11 protein-coding genes and 1 pseudogene are annotated in these 14774 nt (G+C 61.3%); 4 read left to right on the top strand and 8 right to left on the bottom strand.

The genetic code is table 11. The annotated features are described in order from the left end of the window. The 4 genes and pseudogenes from ACIP8I_RS03025 to ACIP8I_RS03010 form a co-directional block, all read right to left on the bottom strand. Positions 1–559, bottom strand: a pseudogene (locus tag ACIP8I_RS03025) (helix-turn-helix domain-containing protein); the annotation flags it as partial. A 190-nt stretch (positions 560–749) separates the two neighbouring features. Continuing rightward, complete coding sequence (rarD, locus tag ACIP8I_RS03020) at positions 750–1631, bottom strand: EamA family transporter RarD (RefSeq protein WP_400758544.1); 882 nt, start codon at positions 1629–1631, stop codon at positions 750–752. A 286-nt stretch (positions 1632–1917) separates the two neighbouring features. Then, on the bottom strand, positions 1918–2931 hold the full coding sequence (locus tag ACIP8I_RS03015) for an aldo/keto reductase (RefSeq protein WP_400758542.1): 1014 nt from the start codon (positions 2929–2931) through the stop codon (positions 1918–1920). A 211-nt stretch (positions 2932–3142) separates the two neighbouring features. Then, complete coding sequence (locus ACIP8I_RS03010; protein WP_400758540.1) at positions 3143–4453, bottom strand: MFS transporter; 1311 nt, start codon at positions 4451–4453, stop codon at positions 3143–3145. A 172-nt stretch (positions 4454–4625) separates the two neighbouring features. On the opposite strand from ACIP8I_RS03010, the gene ACIP8I_RS03005 reads away from it, so the two are divergent. From ACIP8I_RS03005 to ACIP8I_RS02990, 4 genes are all read left to right on the top strand, one after another. Then, on the top strand, positions 4626–5747 hold the full coding sequence (locus ACIP8I_RS03005) for a sugar diacid recognition domain-containing protein (protein WP_400758538.1): 1122 nt from the start codon (positions 4626–4628) through the stop codon (positions 5745–5747). 246 nt (positions 5748–5993) lie between these two features. Next, entirely contained in the window at positions 5994–7136 is a 1143-nt protein-coding gene (locus tag ACIP8I_RS03000) for a glycerate kinase (protein WP_400758536.1), read from the top strand. A gap of 353 nt (positions 7137–7489) precedes the next feature. After that, the gene (locus tag ACIP8I_RS02995) at positions 7490–9115 is read left to right on the top strand and encodes a methyl-accepting chemotaxis protein (RefSeq protein WP_400758534.1); all 1626 of its coding nucleotides are present in this window, start codon (positions 7490–7492) and stop codon (positions 9113–9115) included. 41 nt (positions 9116–9156) lie between these two features. After that, on the top strand, positions 9157–10344 hold the full coding sequence (locus ACIP8I_RS02990) for a pyridoxal phosphate-dependent aminotransferase (RefSeq protein ID WP_007963375.1): 1188 nt from the start codon (positions 9157–9159) through the stop codon (positions 10342–10344). 142 nt (positions 10345–10486) lie between these two features. Here ACIP8I_RS02990 and ACIP8I_RS02985 read toward each other — a convergent pair whose 3' ends face one another. The 4 genes from ACIP8I_RS02985 to ACIP8I_RS02970 are packed head-to-tail and all read right to left on the bottom strand — an operon-like array spanning position 10487 to position 14655. Beyond that, the gene (locus ACIP8I_RS02985; RefSeq protein WP_400758532.1) at positions 10487–11464 is read right to left on the bottom strand and encodes a 2-hydroxyacid dehydrogenase; all 978 of its coding nucleotides are present in this window, start codon (positions 11462–11464) and stop codon (positions 10487–10489) included. 15 nt (positions 11465–11479) lie between these two features. Further along, positions 11480–12778, bottom strand: a complete 1299-nt coding sequence (locus tag ACIP8I_RS02980; protein WP_400758530.1) for an MFS transporter — start codon at positions 12776–12778, stop codon at positions 11480–11482. Positions 12779–12821: 43 nt separating this feature from the next. Beyond that, positions 12822–13880 carry a sugar kinase gene (locus ACIP8I_RS02975; protein WP_400758528.1) on the bottom strand — a complete coding sequence of 353 codons (1059 nt, stop codon included), beginning with the start codon at positions 13878–13880 and terminating at the stop codon, positions 12822–12824. Beyond that, entirely contained in the window at positions 13873–14655 is a 783-nt protein-coding gene (locus ACIP8I_RS02970; RefSeq protein WP_400758526.1) for a sugar phosphate isomerase/epimerase family protein, read from the bottom strand. The genes ACIP8I_RS02975 and ACIP8I_RS02970 overlap by 8 nt, the downstream gene beginning before the upstream one ends. Positions 14656–14774 lie beyond the last annotated feature (119 nt).

The raw sequence follows: 14774 nt of genomic DNA, 5'->3' as shown, positions 1-14774 counted from the left end.
TGCAGTTTGCGTGTGCCCAGGCAGGGTTGGCGTACGCGGATCTCCTGCACAAACTGCATGAGTTTCTGATCCTGCTCGAGCCGGGCTCGATAGACTCGATCACGTTTGTAAAAGGCTTGGCGACTGATCGCCATGAACTGGCAAGCCCTGCTGACACTCAGGGTTTGGGTTTGCGCAACGACTTGCCGGGCCGCTTTTTTACGACGGATACGCCGTAATCGTTCTTCAGAACATCGACCACGTCTTCGAAGAACTTGGCTTTCTGATTCGCCAGCGCCAACTGCTCCTCGAGCTCTTTGATTCTCTGCTCGGGAGTTAATGGCAATTGCAAAGTAGGCTCGTCCATCGGTCGGATCCTCTGGGAGCGAATGGAAGCGCCTTGGCTCCAGTCCTGCCGACCATGCTTACGTAACCAAACCAACACCGTCGACCTGCCCTGAATCCCGTAGCGCCGTTGAGCCTCTTTATAACTCAACTCGCCCTTTTCGACTTGGTCGACAACCGACAATTTAAAAGTCAGCGTGTAATCGCGCTGACTGCGTTTTGCACCTGTATCCATTGCACCCTCCTGATGAGAAGTCAGAAGGTGTAAACCTTATTCAGGACGAGACATAAGCCATAAAAAAGCCTGGCTTGTGCCAGGCTTTTTCAAGATCAAAAGATCGTCCGATCGCGGCCCGAGCCTCCGGCAGCTCCTACCTTGGAATGCATTCCCTGTAGGAGCTGCCGAAGGCTGCGATCTTTTGCTTTTAAGAGCGGCGCTGCCGCATCAAGTGCTTGAATCCTTCAAACACCAGCACCACCACCGCCAGCCAGATCGGAATGTAAGTCAGCCACTCACCCGCCTTGATACTTTCCCCCAGCAACAACGCCACGCCGAGCAGCAACACCGGCTCCACATAACTGAGCAAGCCAAACAGACTGAACGGCAACAAGCGGCTGGCAATGATGTACACCACCAGCGCCGAAGCACTGATCAGCCCGAGCAGCGGAATCAGCCAGAGCAGGCCCGGGTACTGATCGAACACGGCAAAGCCTTGCTCACCGCCGCGCACGAACCAATACGCCACCGGCAGCATCAAGGTCATGTCGACCCACAGACCACCGAGGTGGTCGGTCTTCAGGCGTTTGCGCAGGACGAAATACAGCGGGTAACCGACCACGACCACCAGCGTCGCCCAGGAGAATCCGCCGACCTGATACAGCTCGTTGGCCACGCCGAGAATGGCAAAGAACACCGCGATTTTCTGCAGGTACGACAGGCTGTCGCCGTACACGATGCGCCCGGTCAGTACCATCGCCAGCGGCAACAGGAAATAACCCAGCGACACGTCGAGGCTGTAGCCGTTGAGCGGCGCCCACATGAACAGCCACAACTGCACGCCGAGCAAACCTGATGAAACAACCAGACCGCCGATCAGCTTTGGATAGCCCGCCACCTTGCGCGACAGTTCCAGCACCCGCCGCCATTCCCCCGACACCAGCATGAACACGGTCATGCACGGCACGGTCAGCAGCATCCGCCAGCCAAAGATTTCCACGCCGCTCAACGGGGTGAGCAGCGAGGTGTAGTAATACATGACGGCAAACAGCACCGAGGCTGAAACCGATAGAGCGATACCTTTAGACAAACTGTCCTCGCGGATGGGTGATCAAACAGGGCGCGCAGGATACGTGGTTTTTGTGCTGAATATTGGTCGGGGTGGCCAATATTTCCTACATGAACCCAAAAGCCCCTCACCCTAACCCTCTCCCAGAGGGAGAGGGGACTGACCGCAGGGTCTCGCGACATTCAGCGATGTGAAAGTCCGAGTCGATTATGGATTCAACACAACAGCTTCAGGCAAAAGCGTAGCTTCAATATTCCCCGATCGGTTCCCTCTCCCCCGGGAGAGGGCTAGGTTGAGGGCAGCGATCTCACGCCGAACGCGGTCTACGGCCCGACACAAAATGGCTCACATCGTTGAACCCCGGCGTCGACGCATGCCCCGGTGTCACCAGCGAGTCGATAAACGCTTCATCCTCCGCCGTGATCTGCACCGCCTGCGCCTTGGTGTAGGCATCCCACTGCTGTTCGGTGCGCGGGCCGACAATCGCCGAAGTGACGGCGCTGTTGTTCAGCACCCAGGCAATCGCAAACTCGACAATGTCCACGCCACGGCCCTGGGTGTATTGCTGAATCTGCTGGGCGATGCGCAGCGATTCCACCCGCCATTCGGTTTCCAGAATGCGCTTGTCCTGACGCCCGGCGCGGCTGTTGGCATCGGGAGTGACGTCGGGTGCGTACTTGCCGCTGAGCACGCCGCGGGCCAGCGGGCTGTAAGGCACCACGCCGAGGCCATAGGTCTGCGCGGCGCTGATCTGCTCGGTCTCGGCCTGACGGTTGACGATGTTGTACAGCGGCTGGCTGATGACCGGGCGATCAACGCCGAGCTTGTCAGCGATGCGAATCACCTCGGCGATGCGCCAGCCTCGATAATTCGACAAGCCCCAGTAACGAATCTTGCCCTGGCGAATCAGATCGCCAATCGCCGACACAGTGACTTCCAGCGGCGTGTTGTGGTCTTCGCGGTGCAGGTAATAGATGTCGAGATAGTCGGTGCCGAGGCGCGTCAGGCTGGCCTCCAGACCATTGAAGATGTGCTTGCGGCTCAAGCCGCTGCGGTTCGGCACACCATCCACCGGGCCGAACCCGACCTTGGTCGCCAACACCCATTCGTGCCGATGGCGGGCAATCGCCTCGCCGACGATTTCTTCCGAGCGGCCGTTGGTATAGACGTCGGCGGTGTCGATGAAATTGATGCCCTGATCCCAGGCCTTGTCGATGATGCGCAGCGAGTCTTCAGCGCTGGTTTGCTCGCCAAACATCATCGTGCCCAACGTGAGAGTGGACACCTGCAAACCCGAGTGCCCCAGTGTGCGATAGCTCATGCCGAAATCCTTTTATCGGTGGGAAAACTCCAATCAAATACCAGAAGCGTCCGACGGGGCAAAGTGAATTATCGGCTGAGCACTTGCCTGCAATACCTGAGTTTGCTCGGACATCGTAAAAAGATCGCAGCCTTCGGCAGCTCCTACAGGGAAACGCGTATTTCCGTGTAGGAGCTGCCGCAGGCTGCGATCTTTTGCTCTTGAAGCGTGATTACGCGCGCAACGTCCGGGTCATGCGCAACGCCAACAGGCTACCACCCACGATCACACCCGCCAGCAAATACAACGCCGCATCGGTCGAACCGGTGCTGTCCTTGACCCAACCCACCAGGTACGGGCTGAGGAAACCGGCCATCTGCCCCATCGAGTTGATCAACGCCAGACCACCGGCCGCCGCGCCCGCGCTCAACAGGGCGGTCGGCACCGGCCAGAACATCGGCAGACCGGTCAGCGCGCCCATGGTCGCGATGGCCAGGCCGAGAATGGCGATGGCCGGGTTGGCGGCGAAGTTCACCGCGATCAGCAGACCGAGCGCGCCCATCAACATCGGCACCACCAAGTGCCAGCGCCGTTCTTTGCGCAAGTCTGCCGAACGCCCGACCAGCAACATGAACACCGCCGCCAGCAGATACGGAATCGCGCTCAGCCAGCCGATCACCAGGTTGTCACTGAAGCCGAGGTTCTTGATGATCGACGGCAGCCAGAAGTTGATCGCGTACACGCCGCTCTGGATGCAGAAGTAGATCAGGCCAAAGGCCCAGATCGCCGGGTTCTTGAACACTGCGAGCAGCGAATCGGAAGTGGTTTTCGGCTTGTTCGCCAGGTCTTCGGCCTGATCCGCCTCGAGCACCGCGCGCTCATGCGGGCTCAGCCACTTGGCGTTGGCAAAGCTGTCGCTCAGCAGGAAATAGGCGAGGGCGCCGAGGATGACCGTTGGAATGCCTTGCAGCAGAAACATCCACTGCCAGCCGGCCAGACCGCCCTGGCCTGCGGCGAAGTGATTGAGGATCCAGCCGGAGAACGGGCTGCCAAGCAGGCCCGAGACCGGGATCGCCGACATGAACAGCGCCATGATCCGCCCGCGGCGAAACGTCGGGAACCACTGCGAGAGGTACAGCACCACACCCGGGAAGAACCCGGCTTCGGCTGCGCCAGTGAACAGGCGCAGAGTGTAGAACTGGGTCGGGGTGCTGACGAACAACAGGCAGGTCGACAGCGTGCCCCAGGTGATCATCATCAGCGCGATCCAGCGTCGTGGGCCGAATCGGGTCAGCGCCAGATTGCTCGGCACGCCGCACAGCACGTAGCCGATGAAGAAGATCCCGGCACCGAGGCCGTACACGGTTTCGCTGAACTTCAATGCGTCGAGCATCTGCAGTTTGGCGAAGCCAACGTTGACCCGGTCGAGGTAGTTGAACAGGTAGCAGATGAAGATGAAGGGGATCAAACGCAGGGTGATGCGTTTGTAGACGGCGTCTTTACCGTCATCGATGGTCTGGGTAGCTGCGGCGCTCTGCGACATAGCGGCTCTCTCTTTATTATGATTTTTTGCGATGCACAGGTTAACGTTGATCGCCCCGAGAGTCTCGGCCACCTGTGGCCGGATTGTCTTTGTGCCTGAGCACAGGGTTTGCCGCCAGACCCTGTGCGGGTGAACAACCGTCCGCCGCCGCTGCTTAAGGATTTTGCCGATCATGTTCGAACTCGATCACGACCTCGCTCAGGATATCGTCGACCGGGCCATGGCCATTTTGCCCTACAACGTCAACGTCATGGACAGCCAGGGCCTGATTCTCGGCAGTGGCGAGCCGGAGCGCATCAACACCCGTCACGAAGGTGCGCAACTGGTGCTGGCCAACGGGCGGGTGGTAGAGATCGATGCACAAACCGCCGTGCACTTGAAGGGTGTGCAGCCGGGCATCAACCTGCCGCTGATGCTTGATCAACGCCTGATCGGCGTGCTCGGCATTACCGGCGAACCGGAGCAACTGCGCACCTACGCCGAACTGGTGCGCATGACCGCGGAAATGCTCGTCGGTCAGCGCAACCAGCAGGCCGAGCAGCAATGGCGGCGTCAGCGTTGTGATGACTTGCTGGCGTTGCTGTTGAGCGAAGCGGGGGACTCGCCGCGGCTGGTCGATGAGGCGCAGCAATTGGGGCTCAAGCCGCAATTGACCCGGGTGCCGTATCTGTTCGAGCTGGGTCTGGAGCACGGGCCGGGGCAGACCGTCGAGGCGTTGAGCGCGTGGCTGACCTCGCGCTATCCGGACAGTTGGTGCGTGAGTTCGGCCAAGTCATCGCTGCTGTGGTGCCGACCCGCAAGTCAGACGGTTGAGCATGATCGTCTGCTGGAAAAGCTTGATGGCCTCGGCTGGAACATTTTGCGTATCGCCGTGGGTGGGCAGGCGGATGGGCTGGCCGGGTTACGCCGTTGCTATCGGCGGGTCGGTGATCTGCTGGCCTATGGCCGGGATGTGCTGCCGCACTCGCGCTTGCTGACGCTCAATCGCTATCGATTGCCGGTGATGCTCTGGCGCCATCGCAACGATGATGCGCTGGATGAATTGCTCAAACCGTTGCGCAAGGTCATCACCAAGGATGGCAACGGCCAGTTGCTCGCGACCCTGCGCAGTTGGTGTGAACACGATGGGCAGAGTCAGGCGTGTGCCGATGCATTGGGCATTCATCGCAACAGCCTGCGTTACCGGATGGAGCGGATTGCCGAGATCAGCGGGGTGGATCCGCTGAAGCTCGACGGGATGCTGGCGCTATATCTCGGGGTGCAATTGCTGCCGCAGACTGATCTAGCTGTATGAGTTGTTCTTGCGGCCGCCATCGCTGGCAAGCCAGCTCCCACAGGTTTACAAGGTGATTACAAGTTTTGTAGCCACTGAAGATCCCTGTGGGAGCTGGCTTGCCAGCGATGAGGCCAGAACATTCGGCATCAAGCCCAAGGTCTTTGTAGAAATGAACAATAAACGCCCACCGCCCTTGTGCAGCGGACAGGCGTCAATGCGCATGCCGACTGGCAGCATGAGGGGCATTGGAACTGGAGAATTCGCATGAAGATCGTCATCGCCCCCGATTCGTTCAAGGACAGCCTGAGTGCCCAAGGCGTTGCCGAGGCCATTGCGCTGGGGCTGGCGCAAGTCTGGCCGCAGGCGACATTGGTCAAGTGCCCGATGGCCGACGGTGGCGAGGGCACGGTGGAGTCGATTCTTGCCGCGTGTGAAGGCGAGCTGCGCCGCACCCGCGTACGCGGGCCGTTGGGCACCCCGGTCGATGCCGCGTGGGGCTGGCTGCCACACAACCACACCGCGATCATCGAAATGGCTGAGGCCAGTGGTTTACAACTGGTGCCCACGGGGCAGCGCGATGCCTGCATCACCAGCACCTTCGGCACCGGTGAACTGATTCGCGCCGCGCTGGATGCCGGTGCGCAACGGGTGATTCTGGCGATTGGCGGCAGCGCCACCAACGACGGCGGCGCCGGCGCGATGCAGGCGCTCGGTTTGAAATTGTTCGATGGGCAGGGGCAGGATCTGGTGCCGGGTGGTCTTGCCTTGGCGCAATTGGCCCATCTGGATCTGAGTGATCTGGATTCGCGTCTGGCCCAAGTGCGCTTCGACATCGCCGCGGACGTCAACAATCCGCTGTGCGGTCCGCACGGCGCCTCGGCGATTTTCGGCCCGCAAAAGGGCGCGTCACCGGCACAGGTGCAGCAACTGGATCAGGCGCTGGGCCACTTCGCCGAACTCTGCGCGCAGGCGTTGGGCAAGGACGTTCGCGATGAGCCGGGCAGCGGTGCAGCGGGTGGACTGGGTTTTGCGGCGAAGGCGTTTCTCGGTGCGCAATTTCAGGCCGGCGTTGAAGTGGTGGCCGAGTTGGTCGGGCTGGCCGAAGCGGTCAACGGCGCCGATCTGGTGATCACCGGCGAAGGGCGGTTCGACGCGCAAACCCTGCGCGGCAAGACCCCGTTCGGCGTGGCGCGGATTGCCAAGCAACACGATGTCCCGGTCATTGTCATCGCCGGCACGCTGGGCGAGGGTTATCAGGAACTCTACGAGCACGGCATCGATGCGGCCTTCGCCGTGACCAGCGGCCCGATGACCCTCGAACAGGCCTGCGCCGAGGCTCCGCGTTTGTTGCGTGAGCGCGCGGCTGACATTGCCCGGGTCTGGCAGATGGCCAAACTCAATAGCTGACGCCCTGAAGATGTTGTGGCGAGGGAGCTTGCTCCCGCTCGGCTGCGCAGCAGTCGTCAACCTGCCTGATGCGGTGAAACTGATGATACGTGGTGGCAGGTTATAGGGCCGCTTCGCAGCCCAGCGGGAGCAAGCTCCCTCGCCACAGAAGTAGGGCAAGCTTCAACGGTGTTTCAGCGCTGAAACACCTTGAAAAATATTTTCGCTTTACACAAAACCTTCCTAAAGCCCAGCCGATACAGAGATCAGGCGCACACAGATTCCCTCGAACAGTGACGCCACACTGAACCCGCCCCAAGGTCCAGTGATGACGGCAAGGACGCTCGCAGTTACCTCTACCCGAGAGTCCAACCATGTCCTTGCGTAACCTGAATATCGCGCCCCGTGCCTTCCTCGGTTTTGCCTTTATTGCCTTGCTGGTGATCGTTCTTGGCGTGTTCGCCGTCAACCGCATGACGACCATCCGCCAGGCCTCCATCGACATGGAGACCAATCAACTGCCCAGCGTGACCTACCTTGGCGTGGTGACGGAAAACGTTTTGCGCCTGCGGATCCTGTCGTTCCGGATTCTGGTCAACCGCGACCCTGCCGGTCTGCAAGAAGCGCAAACGCGCATCGGCGTGCTGGTGGACAAGGTGCGCAGTGCTCAGGCCAGTTATGCCGCGTTGCCCGCCGGTAGCGAAGAGCTGGCACAATACAAAGCGTTCGCCGCGACGCTGGAGAACTATCTGCAAGCGCAAAACCAGATGATGGAGCTGTCGCGTCAGGACAAGGTCGAGGAGATGCGCACCCTGATCAATACGCGAATCAAGGACGGCACCGATCAGATGGGCGAGCAGCTCAACAAACTGATTGCGATCAACGCCGCCGGTGCGAAAGACGCGTCCGCTCAAGCGGGCGAGCACTACGACAGCGCCATCACCGGCATCGTCATTGTCGCGGTGGTTGCCGCTTTGGCGACGGTGCTGTTGGCCCTGCTGCTGACCCGCAGCATCGTTACCCCGCTGAACCGTGCAGTGCTGGCGGCGCAAACCATCGCCGGTGGCAACCTGAGCAAAACCATTGAAGTCGACGGCAAGGACGAACCGGCCCGCCTGCTCGAAGCGCTGGCGCTGATGCAGACCAACCTGCGCAAAACCATCGAACAGATCGCCGGCTCCGCCACGCAACTTGGCGCTGCTGCCGAAGAGCTTAGCGCGGTCACCGAAGAGGCTTCCCGTGGTCTGCAGCAGCAGAACGATGAAATCGAGCAGGCTGCCACCGCCGTCAACGAGATGACCGCCGCTGTGGAAGAAGTCGCACGCAACGCGGTGTCGACGTCCGAAGCCTCGAACCAGTCGACCCAGGCCGCTCGCGAAGGTCGCGACCAGGTGGTGAAAACCGTCGACGCGATCCAGACCATGACCCACGACGTGCAGAACACCGCGCAAATGATCGAAGGCCTCGCCGCGCAAGGCCGCGACATCGGCAAGGTGCTCGACGTGATTCGTGCCATCGCCGAACAGACCAACCTGCTGGCCCTCAACGCCGCGATCGAAGCGGCGCGTGCCGGTGAGGCCGGACGCGGTTTCGCCGTAGTAGCGGACGAGGTGCGCGCCTTGGCCCATCGCACCGCGCAATCGACCCAGGAAATCGAAAAAATGGTCGCCGGCATCCAGAACGGCACCGGCGAAGCGGTGTCGTCGATGCAGCAAAGCAACCAGCGCACCCAGACCACCCTGGAAATGGCCCGCGCTGCCGGCGTCGCGCTGGAGCAGATCACTCAGTCGATCCATCAGATCAACGAGCGCAACCTGGTGATCGCCAGCGCCTCGGAAGAGCAGGCGCAGGTCTCCCGTGAAGTTGATCGCAACCTGGTCAATATTCGCGATCTGGCCACTCAGTCGGCCGCCGGGGCCAACCAGACCAGCGCCGCCACCCATGAACTGTCGCGTCTGGCGGTGGATTTGAATGCCATGGTGGCGCGGTTTGTGATTTGACCTAGGGTGAAGGCTGGAGACCGCGCAATCAGGAGACGTGCATGCGCTATTCAGCCTTGACCCAACGCATCGCCGGGGAGGGAGCAGCGGCCTGGCAGATTCACGACCGAGCGCTGGAGCTGCGCGCCGAGGGTGTCGATATCCTGCTGCTGAGCGTGGGCGATCCGGATTTCGACACGCCGCTGCCGATCATCCACGGCGCCATCGACAGTCTGCTGGCTGGCGATACGCATTACTCGGAGGTGCGTGGCCGCTTGGCGCTGCGCAAGTTGATCGCCGCGCGCCACCAGCGGCGCAGCGGTCAGGTGGTGGATGCCGAGCACGTGATCGTGCTGCCCGGCGCGCAATGTGCGGTGTATTCGGTGGCTCAGTGTCTGCTGGACCCGGGGGACGAGGTGATCGTCGCCGAGCCGATGTACGTGACTTATGAAGGCGTGTTCGGGGCCTGCGGTGCGACGGTGGTGCCGGTGCCGGTACGGCCGGAAAACGGCTTTAGAGTCGATCCCGCCGATGTTGCCGCGCGGATCACGCCAAAGACCCGCGCGATGCTGCTAAACAGTCCCAACAATCCCTCTGGCGCAAGCCTGTCCCTGCTGATCTGGCAGGAACTGGCGGCGCTGTGCGTGCGCCACGATTTGTGGCTGATCAGTGACGAGGTCTACAGCGATCTGCTGTACGAGGGCGAACATATCAGCCCGGCGAGTCTGCCGGGCATGGCCGAACGCACGGCGACCATCAACAGCCTGTCGAAATCCCACGCCATGACCGGCTGGCGTATCGGCTGGTCGATCGGGCCGAAAGCCTTGGCCGAGCATCTGGTGAACCTGTCGTTGAGCATGCTCTTCGGCCTGCCGGACTTCGTGCAGAAAGCCGCGCAAGTGGCGCTGGAAAGTGATCTGCCGGAAGTGACGCAGATGCGCGAGGAATATCGGTTGCGCCGCGATCTGGTCTGCGAACGCTTGCGCGGTTGTCCGGGGCTGCAGCCGATTCGCCCCGATGGCGGGATGTTCGTGATGGTCGATGTACGCCAGACCGGGTATGGCGCGCAGGCGTTTGCCGAGCGGCTGCTGGAAGGGTACGGCGTGTCGGTGCTGGCCGGTGAGGCGTTCGGGCCGAGTGCGGCGGGGCATATTCGCATCGGGCTGGTGCTGGATCGGGTGCAGCTGGCGGATGCCTGTGCGCGGATTGCGTTGTGTGCGGTGCAGCTTCTTCAGGCGCGTAGTGCCTGACAGTTTTGTGGGGCCTGTCCCGGCCTCATCGCTGGCAAGCCAGCTCCCACAGGGTTTTGTGTCGTTCTGAAATGTAATGAACACTGAATAACCTGTGGGAGCTGGCTTGCCAGCGATTTGTTCAGAACAGGCACTGAAGATATCAGCCCTGCCAAGCCGCGGGATTCACCAGATTCACCGGCTTCTCCCCAGCCAAAGCCGCCAGCAGATTCTCCACCGCACACCGCGCCATCGCCTCGCGCGTCTCATGCGTCGCCGAGCCCATGTGCGGGGTTGCCACCACATTATTCAGCTGCAACAACGGCGAGTCATGATTCAGCGGCTCACGCTCGAACACATCCAGCCCCGCCGCACGAATCCGCTGATGGCGCAACGCGTCGATCAGCGCCGCTTCATCCACCACTTTGCCGCGCGAGATATTGACGAAAATGCTCTCGGGGCGCATCAGCGCAAACTGCTCGGCGCCGATCAAACCTTCGGTCTGCGCAGTCAGCGGCAAGGTCAGGCAGATGAAGTCCGCCTCTTGCAGCAGCGCCTCAAGGCTGCGGTACTGCGCGTCGAAACGCGCCTCGACCGCCGGTTTGCGCGACTGGCTGTGATAGAGCACCGGCATGCCAAAGCCGAAATGCCCGCGCTGCGCCAACGCTTCACCGATCCGCCCCATGCCGATGATGCCCAGGGTCTTGCCATGCACATCGGTGCCGAAATGCGCCGGGCCGATGTTGCGATGCCACTGGCCGCTGCGCACCATGTTCGCCAGCTCCACCACGCGTCGGGCCGTGGCGAGGATCAAGGCGAAACCGGTGTCGGCGGTGGTTTCGGTCAGTACATCCGGGGTATTGCTCAGGAGAATCTTGCGCCGCGTCAGGTAGTCGATGTCGTAGTTGTCGACGCCCACCGAAACGCTGGCAATCGCCTGCAGTTGCGGCGCGAGGTCGAGCAACGCCGCGTCGAGTTTCAGGCTGGCGCCGAGCAAACCGTGGGCGCCGGGCAGGGCGTCGCGCAGTTTCATCAAGCCGTCGGCGTCGAGGCTTTCGATCAGTGTCACGTCACACTGTTGCTGCAGACGCGTCATCAGCGCCGGCGAGAGTTTCTTGTACAGCACGACTTGCTTTTTCATGGACGAAAAATCCTTTCAGGAATGCGCTGGCACAGGACGCGTGGCAACGGCTTTGGCCACGACGCGGTCACTGGCGCCGGGCTTGAGAAAAATCGTCAGCACCACCGACAGCAGCAACGCGCCGCTCATCAGCAGGTACGAAGCACCGGGCGAACCGGTGGAGCTGTTCAGATAACCGACCAGATACGAGCCGCCGAACGAACCGAGCGCGCCCATGCTGTTGATCAGCGCCATGGCGCCACCGGCGACGTTGGCCGGGAGGATCTCCGGAACGATGGCGAAGAACGGCCCGTACGGCGCGTACATGCAGGCGCCGGCAATCACCAGCAACGTGTACGACCACCAGAAATGCTCGGCGCCCAGGGCGTAGGAGCCGTAGAACGCAATGGAGGCGATCAGCAGTGGCGGCCAGACGAAGCGTTTGCGCTTTTGCAGTTTGTCCGAGCCCCACGACACCGCAAGCATGCCGATCACCGCCGCCAGGTACGGCAGCGCCGACAGCCAGCCGGCTTCGATCATGTCCATTTGCGCGCCGGCCTTGAGGATCGACGGCAGCCACAGCACGAAGCCGTAGACGCCGATGCTCCAGCAGAAAAACTGCAGCGCCAGAATGATCACCTTCGGCGAACGGAACGCTTCGGCGTAGTTCTTCACTGCTTTGATCCCGACCTGTTCTGCGGCCAGCGCGCTTTCCAGATCGTGCTTTTCCTGCTCGCTCAGCCACTTGGCCTGAGCCGGACGATCATCGGCCAGCTTCCACCAGATAAACGCCCAGATCACCGCCGGCAAGCCTTCGATGATGAACATCCAGCGCCAACTGAAGTGTTGCACCAGATAGCCGGAAACCACCGACATCCACAGCATGGTCACCGGGTTGCCGAGGATCAGAAAAGTGTTGGCCCGCGAGCGTTCGGCACGGGTGAACCAGTGGCACAGGTAAACCAGCATCGCCGGCATCACCGCGGCTTCGACCACGCCGAGCATGAAGCGGATGACGATCAGCCAGTAGGCGTTGGACACCACCCCGGTCAGGGTGGCGAGGCCGCCCCAGAAAATCAGGCTGAAGAAAATCAGCTTTTTCACGCTGTGCTTTTGCGCGTAGATCGCTCCCGGCACCTGGAAGAAAAAGTAGCCGAGGAAGAACAGCGCCCCGAGCAATGAAGACAGGCCCGGGGTGATCATCAGGTCGGCAGCCATGCCGGAGGCGGCGGCGAAGCCGTAGTTGGCGCGATCCAGATACGCCAGGCTGTAGGTGATGAACACGATCGGCATGATGTACCACCAGCGACGGGCGGCGAGGGTTGCGGTTTTCATGGTGTTGCTCCTGAGCTTGTTGTTTTTGTCGCAGCAGGTTCAATTAATCGGTTGTCTGAGCGGGCCTCATCGCTGGCAAGCCAGCTCCCACAGGTATCTCGGGTAAGTCGACTATTGCATTCCCACCGCCGAACCCTGTGGGAGCTGGCTTGCCAGCGATGGCGGCCTCGAATTCGCTGGAGAGCTCGCACCGGGTCGGCAACCCCTCCATATCCCCGCGACTCTGCACCGCCCGACTGCCAATCCAGTTGGCGCGTTGCACCGCCTCGGCAAAACTCTGATGCTCCAGCAGCGCACTGATCATGCCGACCGCAAATCCGTCCCCCGCACCCACGGTGTCGACCACGTTGGCCACCGGTACCCCGGCGACAAAACCCTGATCCAGTTGCGTGCGGTAATAGGCACCTTGCGGCCCGAGTTTGATCGCTACGGCTTCGGCGCCCTGATCGAGATAGAACGCCGCGATGTCCGCCGGATCTTCGAATCCGGTCAGCAACCGACCTTCGCTCAAGCCCGGCAAGACCCAGTGGGCAAGGGCGGCGAGGCGGTTGATCTCGCGGATCATCTCTTGCTCGCTGGCCCACAGGCTTGGGCGCAAATTGGGGTCGAACGACACGCTGCGCCCGGCATGACGCATGCGTGTCATCAGCTCGAACGACATTTCCCGGGCGCTCGCTGACAGCGCCGGTGGAATCCCGGTGGCGTGCAGGTGGCGGGCGCTTAACAGGCTGTCACTGATCGACAGCGGTGACAGATGACTGGCCGCCGAGCCACGGCGGAAATACTCGACCTGCGGGTCACTGCCATCGTCGTTACGCGACTTGAACTGGAAACCGGTCGGATGCGCGCTGTCGACTGCGACGTGACTGCAATCCAGACCTTCCTCGATCAAGGTCTGGACCACGAAGCGTCCGAGGGAATCGGCGCCGACCCGGCTTAGCCACGCCACATTGAAACCCAGGCGCGACAGGCCGATCGCCACATTGCTGTCGGCGCCGGCAATGCGTTTGTGAAAGTGCTCGACGGCAGCCAGATCACCGGCCTGTTCGGCAACCAGCATCGCCATGGTTTCGCCGAACGACAAAATATCGAGATCAGACATGGGCAGGCTCCAGGCGCGATTGGCCGAGGCGGGCGAGGGCGGCGACATGTTCGGTGGTCAGTGCCACTAGATCATCGCCCTGCAACGGGTATTCGGCGGCGCGCATAACGCCTTGGGCCATGTGCCGCAGCAGTTGTTCCCACAAATGCAGGTCGCTGACGGCCGGTGGCACGGCGACCAGTTTGCCGTCGGCGCGGCGCGCTACCGCTTTGCAATGCACGTAGCCGACGTGGCGTCCGAGCAGGCGTGCGGCGTTGGCGGCGGACTGGTCTTGCCACTGCCAGTTGCCGATGTCGAAGGTCATCTTGATCGGCAAACCATGCTGCTCCACCGCCGTGAAAAAACGCTGGAACGGTTCGATGCGGCCGCCATGCAAGGTCTGATCGTTTTCCACCAGCAGTTGCACCGGGCTGTTGCCCAGCAGTTGTTTCAGTACTGGCAGATCACAATTGTCGGTGAAGTAACCGAGCGAGACCTTCAGCCATTTTGAGCCAAACGCCTCTGCATGTTGCAGGGCGCTGATCAGCTCGGGATTGGGCCGTGCCTGCCCGGTGAGCCACAGTTCGCTCGGCGACGAATAGATGCTTTGCAGGCCCTGCGCCTGGGTGGCGGCGTTCAGTTGCTCCGGCACTTCGCGGGTCAGCAACTCTTCGCGCCACTCGATGCGATCAGCGCCAGCAGCGGCCAGCACATCGATGAAGAACGCCTGGCCACGCTGGCGCACGAGCTCGGCGCCGTAGCTGGACAGGCTGATGGAAACGGCAGGTTTATTCATTGTTATCTACCTCTGAAACCGGTTTCATTTTTGTTCAAAAAAAATCTGATGGTTCTTTTTCGGGCTATCGCGAGCAGGCTCACTCCTACATTTGGAATGCACTCCCCTTGTAGGAGTGA

This window comes from Pseudomonas sp. NPDC088414 (genome assembly GCF_044753325.1).
Classification (GTDB): Bacteria; Pseudomonadota; Gammaproteobacteria; order Pseudomonadales; family Pseudomonadaceae; genus Aquipseudomonas.
Note: the sequence above shows the minus strand (reverse complement) of the source record. Positions and strands in the feature narration are given on the sequence as shown.